This is a genomic window from Streptomyces sp. NPDC012466, from assembly GCF_042955215.1.
GTDB lineage: Bacteria > Actinomycetota > Actinomycetes > Streptomycetales > Streptomycetaceae > Streptomyces.
Genome location: NZ_JBIBEQ010000017.1, coordinates 58,579 through 76,667, shown reverse-complemented (window position 1 = coordinate 76,667; position 18,089 = coordinate 58,579). Strand labels below are relative to the sequence as shown.

7 protein-coding genes are annotated in these 18,089 nt (G+C 75.4%); all 7 read right to left on the bottom strand.

The window, feature by feature from the left end; translation table 11 throughout:
* Nucleotides 1–17 precede the first annotated feature (17 nt).
* From ACFY9E_RS38800 to ACFY9E_RS38770, 7 genes are read right to left on the bottom strand one after another with little or no spacing between them, the layout of a single operon-like run.
* Nucleotides 18–7,703 (bottom strand): amino acid adenylation domain-containing protein, encoded by a 7,686-nt coding sequence (locus tag ACFY9E_RS38800; protein ID WP_390993106.1) that lies wholly within the window; start codon nucleotides 7,701–7,703, stop codon nucleotides 18–20.
* A 21-nt stretch (nucleotides 7,704–7,724) separates the two neighbouring features.
* Entirely contained in the window at nucleotides 7,725–13,760 is a 6,036-nt protein-coding gene (locus tag ACFY9E_RS38795; protein ID WP_390993103.1) for an SDR family NAD(P)-dependent oxidoreductase, read from the bottom strand.
* 34 nt (nucleotides 13,761–13,794) lie between these two features.
* Entirely contained in the window at nucleotides 13,795–14,571 is a 777-nt protein-coding gene (locus ACFY9E_RS38790; protein WP_390993101.1) for a polyketide synthase, read from the bottom strand.
* Complete coding sequence (locus ACFY9E_RS38785; RefSeq protein ID WP_390993098.1) at nucleotides 14,568–15,302, bottom strand: enoyl-CoA hydratase-related protein; 735 nt, start codon at nucleotides 15,300–15,302, stop codon at nucleotides 14,568–14,570. The genes ACFY9E_RS38790 and ACFY9E_RS38785 overlap by 4 nt, the downstream gene beginning before the upstream one ends.
* Complete coding sequence (locus ACFY9E_RS38780) at nucleotides 15,299–16,549, bottom strand: hydroxymethylglutaryl-CoA synthase (protein ID WP_390993095.1); 1,251 nt, start codon at nucleotides 16,547–16,549, stop codon at nucleotides 15,299–15,301. The genes ACFY9E_RS38785 and ACFY9E_RS38780 overlap by 4 nt, the downstream gene beginning before the upstream one ends.
* 27 nt (nucleotides 16,550–16,576) lie before the next feature.
* Complete coding sequence (locus ACFY9E_RS38775; RefSeq protein WP_390993092.1) at nucleotides 16,577–17,839, bottom strand: beta-ketoacyl synthase N-terminal-like domain-containing protein; 1,263 nt, start codon at nucleotides 17,837–17,839, stop codon at nucleotides 16,577–16,579.
* A complete protein-coding gene (locus ACFY9E_RS38770; protein ID WP_390993089.1) occupies nucleotides 17,836–18,087 on the bottom strand; it encodes a phosphopantetheine-binding protein in 252 nt (83 codons plus the stop codon). The genes ACFY9E_RS38775 and ACFY9E_RS38770 overlap by 4 nt, the downstream gene beginning before the upstream one ends.
* Between the last annotated feature and the right edge of the window lie 2 nt (nucleotides 18,088–18,089).

Sequence of the window (18,089 nt, the reverse complement as noted above, 5' to 3'; positions counted from 1 at the left end):
TGGTCACTGCTTTCGGTTCAGACGGTCACGGGGGCGGGGAAGGCGCGGTCGGCCAGTTCTCCGAGGTCGGCGGCGGTGAACAGGGTTTCCAGCGGGAGCTCCCGTCCGCCGTCGGCGGTGATACGGGCGGCCAGGCGCAGCAGTTGCCTGCTGGTGGCGCCGAGGGTGAAGAGGTCCTGGTCGGGGCTCAGCCTGCCGACGTCGGTCCCGAGTTCGGCGGCGACCAGCGCCGACAGGCGGGCGAAGTGGTCACCGGCGGGCGCGGCGCCGCCGTCGGACGCTGCCGGAGCCGGCTCCTCGGCGAGGCCGATACCCCACACCGAGCCGAGCCGGGTGGACAGCGTGTCGGTGGCCGGGGGCGCGGCGGGCTCCACCTGGGCGGCCAGGGGGGCCGGGCCGGCCGGAAGCGGCGGGCGGGTACGGGTGAGAGGGGTGGCCGGCAGCGCCGCTTTGGACGCGGCGATCGGGGCCCAGTCGACCGGCTCCCCCGCGACCCACGCGAGCAGGGTGTCCCGCTCCTGGGCGGGAGCGTCGGCGGCGGTGTCGACGGCGCCCGCGCCGTGGGTGCGGATGCGGTGGGCCATGGTGCGCAGGGCCCCGGCCGCCGCGGCGGCGTCCGTGACCAGACCCGCGCGCACCGAGCGGTGGGTGCGGCCCTCGCGCAGGGCCCGGGCGACACGGCCGGCTCCCAGGGACGGGTCCCGTTCCCAGATGTCGGCGAGGCTGTCGGCGAGCGCGGCGAGGTTCTCCGGGGTGTCGGCGGACAGCGGCAGCGCCCAGGTCCCCTGGTCGTCGGGGCCGGGCCGCACGGCCGGCGGTTCCTCGACGACGAGGCTGCCGTACGAGCCGCCGCCCGCGAAGCCGTTGACCAGGACGCGGCGGGGCGCTCCGGGGGCGGTGCGCCATCCGCGGTTGCCGTCGGCGGCCAGGGCGACCGGGCCCGCGGCACGGGCGAGCGCCGGGTTCACCGCCGAGGTCAGCAGCGTCGGGTACACGTCGCGGCGGCGGAACTGGGCGATGACTTTGCCGAGCTGGGCGAAGACCGAGGCCGCTTCCAGGTGTCCGGTGTGGGGCTTGACGGTGCCGACCGGGACCGGTGCCCCGCTGGGGGCGTCGTCGCCGAACAGCCGACCGAGTGCGGTGAACTCCAGCGCGTCGGCGAGCGCGGCCCCGGCCGCGGCGGCCTCGACGTATCCCACGTCGGCGGGCCGCAGCCGGGCGTCGTCGAGCGCGGCCCGCATGGTGGCCTCCTGCCGCTGCGGGTCCGGGATGCCGAACTGGCGGGTCGTGCCGGAGTGCTGGAGGGCGCCGCCCCGCAGCACCGCGTGCACGGGGTCCCCGTCGGCGAGGGCGCGGTCGAGGGGCTTGAGCAGGAGCGCGCCGACGCCCTCGCCGACCAGCCAGCCGCTGGCCCGGTCCGTGAAGGCGCAGGAGTCGCCGTCCTCGGCGAGCAGACCCATCTCGGACAGGACGTCGAGGTGGTCGGGATGGAGCACCAGGTTGGATCCGGCGGCGAGCGCGGCTTCGCAGCGGCCGTCGGCGACGGCCCGGTAGGCGGCTTCGACCGCGGCGAGCCCGGACACGCAGCCGCTGTCGATCAGCACGCTGGGCCCGGTCAGGCCGAAGGCGTGCGAGGTGCGGTGGGCCAGGCCGCCGCGGGTGGCGTGGGTGCCGTCCTCGGCCCGCCCGTCCGCACGGGCGGCGATCCCGTACAGCGCGTGGTCGTGCCACATCGATCCGACGAAGACCCCGACCCGGCCGCCGAGGCGGTCCGGGGTGAGCGCGGCGTCCTCGAAGCAGCGGCGGGCGACGGACAGCAGGAGGCGTTCCTGCGGGTCGATGGCGCCGGCCTCGTCCTCGGGGATGCGGAACTCCTCCGCCTCCAGGGCGAGTACGTCGTCGAGGTAGCCGCCGACGGCCGCCCCGGACCGCCGCGCCCGTGAGCGCAGCGGCGCCCACCGTTCGGCGGGCGCGGGCCCGGTGGCCGGGGCGGCGGCGGTGAGCAGGCCGTCGAGTTCGTCGAGGGTGCGGGCGCCCGGCAGGTCGGCCGCGAAGCCGACGACGGCCACAGCCCGGCCGGACCGGTCGGCGGGTCGGCCGGCGGGCCGGTCGGCGGGCCGCGGGAGCCCGGTGGCGGTGCGGGTGAGCGCGGCGCGGCGGGCGCGCGTGTCCTCGGTGAGCGCGCCGCCCCACAGGGACAGCAGCAGCTCCTGCTCGTCGGTGACGCCGAAGTCGGCGCGCACCGCGTCGAAGTCCATCTCGCCGACCGCGCACAGCCCGAGTCCGCGCTCCGGCGCCCCGGTGAGCAGCAACTGGGCGATGTGCCCGGCCTCGATGGTGGAGAAGCGGGTGGCGTTGCGTTCGCCGTAGGCGGGGGCGATGGCGGCCGGGGTCGAGACCAGGAAGACGCCGAAGCCGGAGCCGGCCACGAGCGCACGGTTGTGGTGGACGTGCAGGTCGGTGCCGTACCGGGCGCCGGGGGACAGCGCGACCAGGGCGCGTTCGGCCGGGTGCAGGTAGTACAGGCCGGGGGCGAGGTCCTGTACTGCGCCGGGGGCCACGTACACGTACACCTGGACCGGGTAGAAGCCGCCGCCGGACGGATAGCGGCGTTTGGCGCGACCGTCGAGTTCGCCCCAGGTGACGGTGGCGAGGAGGGCGAGCAGGTCCCCGGCGGGCAGCGGACCGTCGGCGAACTCCCGGAAGGAAGCGGCGTCGAACAGGGCGCGGGTCTCGTCGGGGGTGGCCGGCGGGACGGGGACCCGGCGCAGGGACGCGGGGAGCCGTCGCTCGGCGACCCTGGCCTCCTTGAAGGCGGCCTTCGCCCGGGGGTCCAGTGCGATGCGGACGTCGGTGCCGGTGGCGGGCGGGGACGCGGCGGTGGTCGTGGTCGGCGGGGCGACGCTCTGCGCGATGGAGCGCGGGGTGGGGCTCTGGATGAGGACGTCCACCGGGACCTGTGCGCCTGTCGCCGCCTCGATCTCCTGGGCCAGCCGGATCATCGTGAAGGATGTCGCGCCCAGGTCGAACAGGTCGTCGCCCACCGCGACCTGGTCCACGCCCAGTACCTCGGCCGCCCGGCGGGCGACGTATCCGGCGGTGACGGGCGAGGCGCCGCCGGCCGTGGCCGCCTCGTCCGGTGCCGGCAGGGCGGCCGCCGTGAGCGCGTCGAGTGTCGGCCTGCTGATGAGGGCGTCGACGGGCAGCGCGGTGCCGGTGAGACGTTCGATCTCCTGCGCGATGCGGATCATGGTGAAGGAGGTGGCGCCGAGGTCGAACAGGTCGGCTCCGTCGTCGACTTCGGCGACCCCGAGCACCTCGGCGACGGCGGCGCGGATGTCGGCACGCAGATCGGCGCGGACCCCGGCGACCGGCGCCGGGGTGGAGAGGGGGGCCGGCGCGGCGGGCGTCACGGGATCCGGCCGGGACGCCGGTCCGGCGCCCAGGAGCCGGGCGGCGGCCGGGCGGTCCAGTTTGCCGTTCGTCGTCAACGGAAGGTCCTCCACGAAGCAGAAACGGCTGGGCACCAGATAGGCGGGCAGCAGGTCGCCCAGGGCGCGGCGGATCTCCGGCACCGCCGGGGCGTGGCCGGGTGTACGGGGAACGCAGACGGCAGCCAGGACCTGTTCGCCCGACGCCGGGTCGTCGACCGGGAGCACGCGGGCCTCCGCGACACCGGGCACGTCGGCGAGGGCCGCCTCGATCTCCTCCGGCTCGATGCGCAGCCCGCGCAGTTTGAACTGGCCGTCGATCCTGCCGAGGTAGCGGATCTCGCCGTCCTCGCCGACCAGTCCCAGATCCCCCGTGCGGTAGAGCCGCGGCGACGGGTCGAGGTCCGGGAAGGGCGAGGTGACGAAGCGTTCCGCCGTCAGCTCGGGCCGCTGGTGGTAGCCGAGAGCGACCTGCCGGCCGCCGATGAGGATCTCCCCCGCGACGCCGGGGGCGACCGGGCGCAGCCGGTCGTCCACCACGTGGATGCTGGTGTGGGCGACGGGGCGGCCGATCGGCACGGTCGGTTCGTCCCAGTCGGGGCGGCACGCCCAGTGGGTGACGTCGATGGCGGCCTCGGTGGGCCCGTAGAGGTTGTGCAGTTCGGGGACCGGGGTCTGCGGCCGCGGCGCGTCGAACACTTCGTAGAACCGCCGCATGGTGGCGACCGGGAGCGCCTCACCGCTGGTGAACACCAGGCGCAGCGCGGTGCCGTCGGCGGCGCCGGGGTGGCGCAGGAACATGCCGAGCACGGACGGCACGAAGTGGGTGACGGTCACCCGCTCCTCGCGCAGCAGCCGTGCGAGGTAGGCCGGGTCCACATGGCCGCCGGGCCGGGCCACCACGATGGACGCGCCGGCGATGAGCGGCCAGAAGAACTCCCAGACGGAGACGTCGAATCCGTACGGGGTCTTCTGCGCGACCCGGTCTTCGGGGGTGAGGCGGAAGCGGTCCTGCATCCACAGCAGCCGGTTGGCCACACCCTGCTGGCTGTTGCGGCAGCCCTTGGGCCGGCCGGTCGTCCCGGAGGTGTAGATCGTGTAGACCGGGTCGTCGGGGCCCACCGAGACGGCCGGCGGCGTGCCGGGCAGCGCGTGGAGTGCGGCCCGGTCGGCGTCCCGGTCGGGGCAGACGACCACCGCGCCGGCCTGTGCGGGCACGGCGGCGAGAGCGGCGTCGGCGACCACGACGCGGGCACCGCTGTCCTCCAGCAGGTACCGCACGCGCTCGGGCGGGTTGGCCGGGTCGACGGGCACGTAGACGGCGCCCGCGCGCACGATGCCGACCAGCGCGGCCACCAGGCGTTCGGAGCGGTCCATGTGGACGGCGACGTGGTCACCGGGGCGGACGCCGAGGGCGTGCAGGTGGCGGGCCAGCCGGGCGGTGCGCCGGTCGAGCTCGCCGTAGGTCAGGGTGTGCCCGGCGTAGTGGACGGCGTCCCGGTCGGCGCGCCCGGTGAACGCAGCCTCGAGGAGTTCGACGAGGGTGGGGGCCGGTGTCACCCGGTCGTCCACGGGCCCGACGACGGCGGGGCGGTCGTCGACGCGGGCGCCGGCGGGCGCGTCGGCGTCCTGCGGGACGGCCGGGCGACGGGCCGGCTCGCGCTCGCCGATGACGAACTCCCGCACCCGTCGGGCGTACCGCTCGAACATCGCGGTGAGACGCTCCGGTGCGAGGGAGCCCTCGGCCGCGTCCCACTGCCCCACCAGGTCGTCGCCGACGAGCAGCGGCACGTGGTCGAGCGCCACCTGGGCGGTCTGCGACTGGCTGGTGCGCAGTTCCACGTCGCGGGGATGCAGAGCGGGGTCGATCTCCGGTACGCGGGTGAAGACGACGGGCAGCCGCAGGGCGCCGCCGGAGCGGAACACACGCGTGCGCAACTCGGTCAGACCGGGCACCAGTTCGGCCCGCTCCAGGTCGGCGCGGACCCGGTCCCACAGGGCGCGGGCGCGGTCGGCGAAGGCGTCCGGGAGCGTTGCGTCGACGGTGACCCAGGCGAGCTGGGTGAAGTCGGCGACCATCGCGTCGGCGTGCGCGAGCCCGCCGGGGCGGTCCCAGGAGACGACGGTGACGGTGAACGGGCCCGCGTCCCCGAACTCGGCGCGCAGTTCGTCGGTGTAGGCGGTGAGCAGGACGATGTCGGCCGGAACACCGATGGCCGCCGCGCGTTCGGTGAGGGCGCGCCACGAGCCGAGCGGTGCCCTGCGGTGGGCCCGCGCCGCGCCGGGAGCGGGCTCGGGCAGAGCGGGCCCGGAGGGCAGCGCGGCGAACTTCTCGCGCCAGGCTTCGCGTGCCTGCCGGCCGGCCTCGGTGAACCGCAGCCCGGGCAGCGCGCGCAGGTGCGCTGTCGGGTCGGCGGGGGCTGCCGGCACCCGGTCGTCGCCGTCGTGCAGGGCGAACAGCTGACCGAACAACAGTGCGAAGCTGCGGGCGTCGGCGAGGAGGGCGTCGAGGACCACGTGCAGCACGACCGTCCCGTCGGGCAGCGTGCTGGCCTCCAGGGCGTACATGGGGCTGCTGCCCAGCGGGAACGTGGTGTCGCGCAGCCGCGCGGCGGTCTGCGCGAGCGCGGCCTCGGGGTCGGCCGCCGCGGTGAGGTCGTGGCGGGCGATGCGGTACGGGCCGGCGGCCGGCGCGACGCTGAGCGTGCCGTCCTCGTGGACGGCGGCGCGCAGCATGGGGTGGTGCGCGACCAGCCGGTTCCAGGCGTGCTCGAGCCTGTCGACGTCGTGCCGGCGGAGCAGGAACTCCTGGTACACCCGCGTCTCGGCGCCCCCGCCGAGTCCGCCGATCCGGCCGACGAGGTAGGCGGACTGGACCTCGGTGAGCGGGATGGGCTCCGCCGTTCCTCCGGCGGCCGGGTCCTGGCCCGCGGGGGGAGGCGCGGCGGGCAGTGCGGCGGGCCGGGCGAAGGCGGCTGCGCCCTCGTCCGCGATCCGCTCGAGTGCCGTGCGCAGCGCGCCGAAGGCGGCCCGGGTCCGAGTCTCCTCCACGGCGGTCGGCGCGAAGTCCCACGACACCAGGAGGGCGCCGTCGCGTTCCTGGACGCAGCTCTCCAGGTGGACGCCCGGGGTGAGCGTCGCGGAGGCCTCCAGGTCCACCCGCGCCGCCCAGCTGTCCGGGTCGTCGCCCAGCGCGGTGAGGCTGCCGAGGAGGCTGGTGAAGACCATCGGGACCGAGCTGCCGCGGCGCCCCGGTTCGTTCCTGGCGCGTTCGCGCAGGGCGCGCACCCCGCTGACGGCCGCGTGTTCCAGGTCGCTCCACAGCCGGGCGCGCACCAGTTCGAGGCGTTCGCCGGCCGTGCCCGTGGCCGGCGGCGCGACGAAGACGGAGGTCGAGATGAAGGGACCGACCAGGCGCGGCACGTCGGGGTGCACCCGACGCCGGTTGTACGTCGTCAGGACGACGGGCAGCGCCGCCGGGTCGCCCTCGGTCCCCTGCACCGCGGCCGTGCACAGGGCGAGCAGCAGCGCGGTGGGCGTCGCCCTGGCCTCCTTCGCCGCGGCCTTCACCCGCTCCCAGCGCTCCGGCTCCAGGCGCAGCGCGATCCTCCGGTGCGCGGGGCCGGACGCCGAGCCGCCCGCCAGCGGCAGCGGCCGGTCGAGGTTGACGTCCGCGAGTTGCTCGCGCCAGTACGCCAGGGAGGCCCGCGGCACCTCGGCGCCGGCGCCGGCGGCGCAGTACTCGCGGAAGGTGAGCGCGGGCGCGGTGACGGCGGTCCCCCGCGCGTACCGCTCGTACCACTGCTGCAGCAGCAGGGACACGCTCGGTCCGTCGGCGATCAGCTCGTCCACGGTGAACAGCACCCTGGCCCGGCCGCCCGCCAGGCGGGCGACGCGGATCGCGAACAGCGGCCAGCGGTGCGGGTCGAAGCCGGCCAGCGCCTCGCGGCGCAGCCGCGCCAGTTCGGCGTCCCGGGCGGCGGGTTCGAGGGTGCTCAGGTCGGCCCGGACGAACCGGTGGGTGGGCACCTGTGCGCGCACCACCTGTCGGGCGTCGGGCAGGACGTGGGCGCGGAGCATGTCGGTGGCGGCGACGACGTCGTTCCAGGCGGTCTCGGCGCGGTCGGTGTCGAAGTCGTCGGCCTCGAACTCCAGGTGGATCTGGGTTCCGGCACCGGTACCGCCATCGAGCGTGCGGCCCACGTAGAACGACTCCTGGACTTCCGTGAGGGCGAACGGCTCGAACCGGTCGGTGGGATCGGTCTGCGGCATGGCTGGGTTCTCCGGTTCCCTCTACTGGCTCTGCAGGGCGGACAGGTGGGCGACAAGTTCGTCGACGGTGAACTCGCTGAGCATCTGGAGTGGCAGCGTCCGGCCGAACCGCTCGGTGATCTCGAAGCGCAGGTTCATCGCGCCGATGGAGTCCACGCCGAGTTCGACGAGGGTCCGTCCGGTGTCGAGGGGGCCCTCGGCTCCGGGTCCCGCGGCCAGTTCGCCGACGAACGCGACGAGCTGGTCGAGCCGGGGGTCGACGGCGGGCGCGGGTGCGGCGGACGGCGCGGGTGCGGCGGACGGCGCGGGTGCGGCGGACGGCGCGGGTGCGGCGGTCTCCGCCGCTGGGGCGTGCGGCTCCGCGGGCCGGCGGGCGGCCTCGGGCTCCTCCTCGGCGAGCCAGTAGCGGCTCCTGAGGTACGCCGACGGCGGCAGGGACACGATGCGTCCCTGCCCGGCGTCGAGGGCCGTCCGGTCGATCTGCCAGCCGGCCACCCACAGGTCGGCGATCTGCTCCAGGCGGCCCGCCCGCCACAGGGCGGCCACCAGGTCGTCGGTCTCGGGAGCCTGACCCCGGGCGGTGGTGGCGGTGCCTGTGCGCAGCGCGTCGGAGGCCGTGCCGTCCTCGGCGAAGCGGGCGAGTTCCGCAGCGAGCCGGGGGCCGGAGTCGGCGACGACGGCGAGGCGGTGTTCGTGGAGCGCTCGCCCGCTGTGCAGGGTGTGGGCGATGTCGGCGAGCGGGGTGCCCGCCCCGGCGCCGGTCAGCCACCGGGCCAGGCGTGCGGCGGTGGCGGCGAGGTGGGCGGCGCTCGGCGCGGACAGTACGACGAGCTGCCGCCCGTCCGGCCGTGGGGCGCTCTCGTCCGCCGCCGGGCGTGGCAGGTGCTCCTCGACGATGACGTGGGCGTTGACGCCGCCGGCGCCGAACGAGCTGACGCCGGCGCGGCGGGGCAGTTCGCGGCCCGCGGCATCGCACAGCCGCGGCCAGGGCGCGGCGTCGTGCTGGAGCCGGAAGCGTGTGCCGGCCAGGTTCAGGTCGGGGTTGACGGGTTCGGCGTGCAGCGTGGGTGCGAGGATGCCGTGCCGCATCTGGAGCAGCACCTTGGTGAGCGCGGCGATGCCCGCGGCGGACTCCCCGTGGCCGATTGCGGACTTGACCGAGCCGAGAGAGCAGGGCACCTCGACGGCCGTGCCCCGGCCGTACGCCTCCTGCAGCCCGGCGAGTTCGACCGGGTCGCCGAGTGCGGTGCCGGTTCCGTGCGCCTCGATCAGGTTCACCGTGGCCGGGTCCACGCCGGAGCGGCGCAGGGCCTCACGCAGCACCCTGGCCTGGGCCCTCGGGCTGGGCGCGGTGAAGCCGTTGGTGCGGCCGCCGTGGGCGACGGCGGTGCCGCGGATCACGGCGTGCACGGTGTCGCCGTCGGCGAGGGCGCGGGCCAGTGGCTTGACGACGACGGCCCCGGCGCCCTCACCGGGCCCGAACCCGGCGCCGCCCGCGCCGAAGCTGCGGCACAGGCCGTCCTCGGCGAGGAAGCCCGACTGCCGCAGCATGCGGAACCGGGAGGGGTGCAGATAGAGGTTGACACCGCCGACGAGCGCGGCCGCGCACTCGCCGCGCCGCAGCGCCTCGACGGCCTGGTGCAGCGCGACGAGCGAGGACGAACAGGCGGTGTCGACGGGCTGGCTGGGGCCGCGCAGGTCGAGCAGGTACGACAGCCGGTTCGGCAGCGACCAGTAGTGGCCGGAGGGCATGTCCCGGTGGCCCGCAGCCCAGCGTTCGGCGCCGAGCAACGGGTAGTCGGCCGAGGTGATGCCCGCGAAGACACCGACGCTGCGCGGTTCGCCGTCCGGCGCGGTGAGGGCGTCGAGACGGGCGCCGGCGAGCCCGGCGTCCTCCAGGGCCTCCCAGGCGACCTCCAGGAAAAGCCGTTCCTGGGGGTCGGTGAACGCGGCCTCCCGGGGCGACAGGCCGAAGAACGCGGGGTCGAACGCCTCGACGCCGTCGAGGAAGTGTCCCTTGGCGTGGACGCCGCCGGTGTTCTGCCAGCGGCCGGTGGGCAGGTCGGCGACCGTGTCCTTGCCGACGAGCAGGTTCTCCCAGAACGCCTCGGGGTCGTCCGCTCCGGGATAACGGCCGGCGAGGCCGACGATGGCCACGGCGTCGTCGGCACCGGAGTCCGCGCCGGACGGGGCACCGGAGTCCGCGCCGGGGCCCGCACCGGATTGGGCACCGGAGTCCGCGCCGGTGTCCGGCGCGTTCCCGGGGGCCGGGACGGCGGGCGTCGTGGGCGGCGGCGCGGCGGGCTCCCGCGCGGGCGCGAGGCGGGCCAGGTGGTCCGCGAGCTCGGTCAGATCGCGCAGGCCGAAGAGCATTTCCGGTCCGACGGGCGCCACGTGCGTACTCAGCTTCGACGCCAGCGTACGGATCATCACCGAGTCCAGGCCGAGCGCTTCCAGGGACGTGCGCGGGCCGACCGCGGCCGGGTCGTGGCCCAGGGTGTCGGCGACCGTGCGGCAGACCCGCTCCAGCAGGCCGTCGGGGGCCGCGGCGGGCGAGGAAGCCGGCGGGGGCGGGGTCGAGGCCGGGAGCGCACCCGGAACCCGGACCGAAGCAGAAGCGGAAGCGGAAGGCGGGGCCGGGGTCCGGCGGCGGGGCAGCAGGTGCAGGTCGGCCAGGTTTCGGCGCCAGGCGTCCGCGCGGCCGTGGAAGAGCGACACGACGCACGGGCCGTCCGCGCCGAGCAGCCGTTCCAGTGCCCGCAGACCCAGTTCCGCGGGGAGCGGGACCATGCCGACGCGCTCCTCGACCACCTCTCGCACCGGGTCGGGAATCGTCATCCCCGGCACGTCCCACAGCGGCCACTGCACCGACAGGGTCCGCCCGTGCCGCTCCCCCGCGGCGACGAGATCCGCGCGGTGCTCGGCGAGGGCGTCCAGAACGCCGTTGGCGTAGGCGTAGTCGGCCTGGCCGATGTTGCCGCCGAGCGCGGCGACCGAGGAGAACAGGACGAAGACGTCGAGCGGCAGCCCGGCCGTCGCCTCGTCGAGGGCAGCGGCACCGACCGTCTTGGGGGCGAGCACCGCTGCCACGTCGTCGGGGGTCTTGCGCAGCAGGTACGCGTCGCGCACCACACCCGCCGCGTGGAACACGCCGTGCAGGGCGCCCTCGTGGCTGAGGATGTCGTCGACCAGCGCCCGGGCGCCGTCCGGGACGGTGACGTCGGCGCGTACGTAGCGGATGCCTCCGGAACCGTCCGCCGGCGGGCGCTCGGCCGGATCCAGCTCGTCCCAGGGAGTGCGCCCGCACACGACGACGCGGGTGCCGGGCTGCGCGGCGAGCCGACGGGCCAGTACGCGGCCGATGCCGCCCATGCCGCCGGTGACCAGGTGGACACCTGCGGGGCGGGGGACGAAGCTCTGCTCGGGCAGGGCGGCGGGGCGCAGCACGCGGCGGGCCCGCCGGCCGTCGCGCACCTCGGCGAGGTGGCCCCACTCCGCCTGCGGGACGGCCAGTTCGCCTCGGACGGCCGGGGCGAGGGCCAGGTCGTCGGCGACGAGCAGGGCCCGCCCGTCCAGCCGCGGGTTCTCCTGGCGCAGTGTCTGTACGAGGGCGCGGGCGGCGTCGGCCTTCAGCGCGTCGGCGGTGACGACGAGGACGGTGAGCCGCTGCGTGCGGAAGGCGGCGAGCGCGGTGCGCAGCGCGGCGAACGCGGCAGTGTCGGCGTCCGGTTCCGGCCCGAGGCGCACCACGAGGGTGACGGCGTCCGGGTTCGTGGCCCGCACCGTGTCGATCGCGTCGAGGCCGGTGCCGTCGAGCGCGGTGACGAGGTCGCCCTGGGGGTCGTGCACGAGGAGCGGTCCGCCGGCGGGCTGCGGCGCCTCGGCCGGCAGGGGGTCGTCCTGCCAGCCGGGCGTGTACAGGACGAGGTCGTCCAGGCCGGACCGGTGGTCCTCGCCCGGCGCGGGTTCTGCCGCCGTCACGTAGTGGCGGTCGCGGGCGAAGGCGTAGCCGGGGGCCGGGATGCGCCGGTGGCGGCCGGGCGGGCAGAGCCGGGTGAAGTCGACGTCGTGGCCCTCGGTGTAGAGCCGGGCGAGTTCGCGAAGGTGCCCGGGGTGGCCGGGCTCGTCGGCGGCCCGGTCGAGGAGGCGGTCCACCCGGGCGGCGCGGGCCCGGCGGGTCTCCCGGTCCACGTCGCGCGTCTCGGCGGCCGGCCCGTCGATGCGCCGGTCGTCGCTGTCGCCCGCCGTCAGCCGGTCGAGAGCGTCCAGGAGTTGGGGCCGGTCGGCGACGAGCAGGGCGGTCCGGTACGGGTGGTGGTCACGGGCGCAGGACAGGGTGTGGGCCAGGTCCCGGAGGGCGGCGTCGGCGCCGCCGGGCGAACGCAGCCAGCGGGCGAGTTCGGCGGCGCGGTCGGCGATCGCCGCGGGGCGGCGGCCGGACAGCGGCACGAGGACGGGACCGTCGGGCGCCGGGGTGTGCGCGACGGGCGGGGCCTGCTCGACCACGACGTAGGCGTTGGTGCCGCTGAAGCCGAACGAGCTGACGGAGGCGCGGCGCGGCCGGCCCCCGGTGTCGGGCAGCGTCTGCCGCTCGGTGGCGACGGTGAACGGTCCGTCGGCGAAGGGGATGCCCGGGTTGAGGGTGGCGGGCGAGCAGTGCAGCGACGGGGGCACCTGTCCGGTCCGTACGACGCCGATGGCCTTGAGCAGTCCGGCGAGGCCCGCCGCGGCGGAGGTGTGACCGACGTTGCCCTTGACCGAGCCGATCGGCACACTGCCCGCGGGGCGGCCGGCGGGGGCGAACACCTGGTTGAGGGCGGTGACCTCGATGGGGTCGCCGAGCGGGGTGCCGGTGCCGTGGCACTCGACGTAGTCGATGCCGTGCGGGTCCAGGCCGAACCGGTCGAGCGTGCCGCCGATGAGGCGGGCCTGCGAGGCGGCGCTGGGCGCGGTGATCCCGTTGGTCCTGCCGTCCTGGTTGAGGCCGCTGGCGCGGATCACCGCGTGCACGGGGTCACCGTCGGCGCGCGCCTTCGACAGGGGTTTGAGGACGACGACGGCACAGCCCTCGCCGGGGACGATGCCGTCGGCGGACGCGTCGAAGGGGCGGCAGCGCCCGCCGGGCGAGAGCATCCCGGCTCGGCTCATGAACACGTGCGGCAGTTCGGTGAGGTAGAGGGTGACGCCGCCGACGAGCATCATGTCCGCGTCGCCGAGCCAGAGCGACTGGCACGCCTGGTGGAGGGCGACCAGGGACGACGAGCACGCCGTGTCGACGGTGACGGCCGGGCCCTTGAGGTCGAGGTGGTAGGCGATGCGGGCGGCGAGCAGCGAGTTGGAGTTGCCCTGCATGACCTGGGCCAGCCGGGTGTGTGCGCTCTCCCGCTCGATGAGGTCCTGGTAGTCGTTCATCATGACGCCGGCGTGTACGCCGACCCGGGCTCCGGCGAGCGAGCCGGTGCGCTGCCCGGCGTGCTCCAGGGCGCGCCAGGCCTCCTGGAGGAAGAGGCGGGCCTGCGGGTCGGTGAGTTCCGCCTCGCGCGGCGTCATCCGGAAGAAGTCGGCGTCGAACCGGTCGACGCCGTCCACGAACCCGCCCCACTTGGAGACCGACTTGCCCTCCGCGCCGGGGTCGGCGTCGTAGTGCTCACCGACGCGCCACCGGTCGGCGGGCACCTCGGTGACCAGGTCGTCCCCGTCCAGGACCCGCTGCCAGAACGTGTCGGCGTCATCGGCCCCGGGGAACCGGGCGCTGTAGCCGACGACGGCCACGGGCTCGAACCGGTGAGCGGACCCGGCGGGGGCCGGCGCGGGTGCCGGGCCCGGGGCCTGGGCCGCCGGGGGTCGGGCCTGGCCCGGCCCCGCCCCCGTCGCCGTTGCCGGTGCCTGAGCCTGGGCCTGGGCCTGGAGCGCCGCGGCACGCAGGAGCGTTTCCGCGGTGGCGCGGTCCACGCCCGCGGGAGGCTCGGGCGGGCGCGGGGCGCGTAGCAGCGCGGCGGCGGACGCGGCGTCCAGCGCACCGGTCTTGACTCGGGTCAGGATCTCTTTCGCGTCCATGCCGTCCTTCGGTTCCTTCGTTGCCGGTGCTCGGTCAGTGGGCTTCGGCGCCGTACGCGCCGACGATGCGTTCCATCACCTCGGGCAGCCGGAACGAGGTGCGGTGCAGCGCCGCCTCGCGGGCCACCGCCTCGCCCGTCGCGGCCAGCAGCGGTGCGGCCAGCTCCCGTTTGAGCAGCTCGAGCGAGGCCCGCGGGGCGTGCGTCATGGACCGCGCCAGTTCGCGGGCGGTGCCCGGCACGTCCTGGTGCGGCACGACCCGCACCGGCGCGCCCCGATCGCGCAGTTCGGCGCCCCGGTAGGTGCGGGCGGTGAAGAGCATCTCCGTACCCAGCTCTCGCCCGAAGCGGCTCGGGAACAGATGGGTGGCGCCCATGCCGGGCGTGAAGCCGTACTTCATGAAGTTGCCCGCGTACAAGGACCGTTCGCTGAAGACGGCGAAGTCGGCGTAGAGCGCGAGCACGAGCCCGCCGCCGATGGCATGCCCCTGCACCGAGGCGATCACGGGCAGCGGGCACCGCGCGAACACCCGGAAGAAGTCGTCGGTGTCGAAACTCCCGTTGCCCCGCGCGAAGTTGATCAGTTCGCGCTGGGTCCCGCCCGCGCAGAACAGTTCGGGCCTGCCCTCGACGACGACGGCCCGGGTGCGCGGGTCGGCGGCGGCCCGCTCGATCGAGTCGACGAGCCCCGTCGTCAGCCCGGCCGAGAACGTGTTGCGGCCGTCCGGGTCGTCCAGGGTGACCACGGCGACGGGCCCCTGCCAGGCCAGCCGGACCACGGAGAGACCGGCGGGAACAGTCGGTGCGGTCATGCGGCACGCTCCTCGATCAGCCGGTGCACGGCGGGGTCGGTGAGACGGTCGAGGAAGGCACGGCCCGCGTCGCGGCCCAGCCGCTCGTCGCGGGGGAAGAGCCGCGCCCGGTACTCCTTGAGCGCGCCGGCGGTGGCACGGTCGACCCTGCTGAGGCCCACGAGGACGCGCCGCAGGGCCTCCTCGGCGTCGTCGGCGGCCGTGTCGGCCAGCCCCACGGCCACGGCCGCGGCGGCGTCCAGCTCCTCGGCGAGCAACGTCGCCGAGAACGCCCGCTGCTCACCGGTCCTGCGGGCCACGAACGGCAGCGCCATGGCGGGCACTAGGCCGACGAGGGCCTCGGTCAGCCGGAAACGGGCGCGCGGCCCGGCGATCACCAGGTCGCAGGCGGCGGCGAGCCCGACGCCGCCCGCGGTGGCGCGGCCGTCGACGAGGGCGACGGTGACCACGGGAGTGCGGGTCAGCCGCTCCAGCAGTGTCCAGTACGGCAGCTCGTCCGCGTCCGGAGCGGGCACCTCGGCGGGGGCGCCGTCCGACAGGTCGGTGCCGGCGCAGAAGTCCTCGCCACGCGCGCGGAGGACCAGAACCCGGCAGTGCGGGTCCGCCTCGGCGCTGTCGACGGCCGCGTGCAGGGTGTCGAGGAGCGCCGGGGTGACGGCGTTGCGCAGTTCGGGCTGGTCGAGCCGGGCGTGGATCACCCCACGGGCCCGGGTCAGGGTGACGGCGGTCATCGCTGCTCGCCTCCCAGCCACACGTACTCGCGGTGGTAGTCGCGCACTCCGCGCAGGACCAGGCGGCGGCCGGCGTCGAAGCGCGCCTTGGTGATCTGCGGGAAGCGGTCGAGGTCGAAGGTGAAGTCCTGCGTCCCGAACTTCAGCTCGGCGGTCGCGGTGAGCAGTTCGTCGTATTCCTCGATGCTCAGCGGGTATCGCGCGTCCAGCGCCTCGCGGATGCCCATGGCCCGTACGGCACGCTGCGACGCGGGGTTGACGACGGCGCTGTAGAACTCGGAGGCGCAGCCGGATCCGTAGGAGAAGACACCGATCCGGCGCTCGCGGTCGATGACGGCGTTGTCGATGGTGGACGCGAGAGCGAGGAAGACGGTGCCCGCGTAGATGTTGCCGACCTGTTGCGGGTACCGGATGGCCGCGCCGAGGCGGTCGGTGAAGTCGTCCTCGATGGCCTGCGGGGACAGGCCGCGCTTCAGCTTGCGCAGCGCGGCCCGGTGGGCGCCCTTGACCATGCCGGGGAAGGGGGTGTGCATGGCGAGCAGGTCGAAGGAGTCGACGAAGTCGGCCCCGTCGACCTTGCTCGCGTAGTCGGTGAAGGAGCCCTTGAGGCATTCGATGTAGGTCAGCAGTGACAGGTCCGTGTCGCCGGCCTCGCGCTCCGGGTCGGGGCGGCAGGTGTCCATGACCTCGTAGCTGTGAAAGCCGTTGGCCCCGTGGTCGAAGGCGGCGACGACCGGCTTGTCGCTCACCAGCATCGCCATGGCCCCGGCGCCCTGGCTGGGCTCGACGTAGGTGTGCGGCACCGGGCGGGCGACGTCGCTGCTGATGACCAGGGCCTTGGCGCCTTCGAAGGGGCTGGCGGCGACGACGGCGGCGGCCATCTGCAGAGCGGCGGTGCCGCTGTAGCAGGCCTGCTTGGTCTCGAACAGGCGGCAGCTGCGCGACAGTCCCAGGTGGTCGTGGACGTAGGTGGCCAGCGACTTGCCGAAGTCGACCCCGGACTCGGTGCCGACGATCAGCAGCTCGATGGAGTCGCGCTCCTCGTCGCTGAGGGCGTCGACGAGGGGCTTGGCCGCGTTCACGGCGAAGGACACGGCGTCCTCGCAGTGCAGCGCGACGCTCTTGCGCGCCATCATCAGGTTGCCGATCCGGCTGTCGTCGAGGCCGCGGGCCGCGAACAGGGTCGGGACGTCGATGTAGGTCTCACCGCAGTAGGCGTTGATGGCTTCGATGCCGACCTGCTTCATGGTCTTCTCCGTAACTACAGGGCTGCTTCAGGGCTGGACGCGGATGACGACGGAGGCATTGATGCCGCCGAACGCGAAGCTGTTGCTGAGGGCGGTGCGCAGCGGCCGCCGTTCGGCCGTCCGGCCGGCCCACGGCAGGTCCGCGACGGGGTGTTCGAGGTTCGGGTTGGGGTGCACCGACCCGGCCCGCAACTGGGCGATCGTGGCCACGGCCTCGACGAGACCCGCCGCGGAGAGACAGTGGCCCGTCAGCGGCTTCGTGGAGTTCACGCGCAGGCCCGTGCACCCGCCGAACACCTTGTGCAGCGAGGCGGCTTCGGTCTCGTCGCCGAGCACCGAGCCGGTGCCGTGGGCATTGACGTAGTCGATGTCGCCGGGGGCGAGGCCGGCCGTCGCCAGGGCGGCGCGCATGGCCGCCGCCTGCCCCTCGGCGTCCGGTTCGGTGCCACGCCGGGCGTCCAGGCGCTGCCCGTGCCCGGCGATCTCCGCGAGCACCCCGGCGCCGCGCTCCCGGGCCGCGTCGGCCCGCTCCAGGACGACGGCCGCCGCCGCCTGGCCGCGGACGAAGCCCTGGCGGTCGCGGTCGAAGGGGCGGCACATCCGGGTGGGTTCGGCCCTCAGGTGCTCGTGGGCCAAGGCGCCGGTACGCCGGAAGGACTCGGCTTCCACGGGCGACAGTTCGGCGGCCGGCGCAACGACCAGGACACGCTCGGCCCAGCCGGCGGCGATGGTGCGGGCGGCCTGCACCAGGGCGAGGGTGCCGCTGGCGGAGGCGCCGCCCAGCGTCCAGCCCTCGCCGCGGATGCCGGTCAGCTCGCTGACCACGCCGACCACGTCCACGTCGAGGTGGGTGAGCGCGTACGAGGCACGCAGCCGGCCCGGCGCGCGGTCGTGGCCCAGGACGGTCTCGGCCTGGTGGGCCAGGGCGAGGTTGCTCCCGGCGACCAGCAGGGCAGTGCCGTCCGCGAGCCGGTCCCGGCTCAGTCCGCTGTCCCGTACCGCGCGCAGCGCGACGCACGCGGCGGTGCGCGCGGGCAGCGCGGCGCGGCCCGCGACCTTGCGCAACCGGGCCGTCGTGGCCGGATCGTCCGGCAGGTGCCGCCGCGCCCAGTCGGCGAGGGCGAACCCGTCGAGCGCGGCGACGGGCAGGCCGCTGCCGCCGTCCGTGGGCGACAGCTGCACGGCACTGCGGCCGGCGAGCAGCGCGGCGGTGAAGCCGTCGAGGTCGTCGGCGAGCGGGCTGAGGACCGAGGCGGCGGTGACGGCCACGGCGCCGGGTATGTGCCTCACGCGTGGGCGCTCGCGTGCGCGCGGAACACCGCGACCAGGGAGCGCAGGTCGTTCGCCCGGGTCAGCTCCGCGTTGGGCACCTTGATGCCCAGCTCGTCCTGGGCGGCGATGACGACGTCCATGCGGTCGATGGAGTTGGCGCCGAGGTCGCGCATGCTGTGGTCGAGGGTGATCTCGATGTCGGCCGCCTCGGGCAGGACGTCCACGATCTGGGTGCGGAGCACGGCGAATATCTCTTCGTCGGTCATGA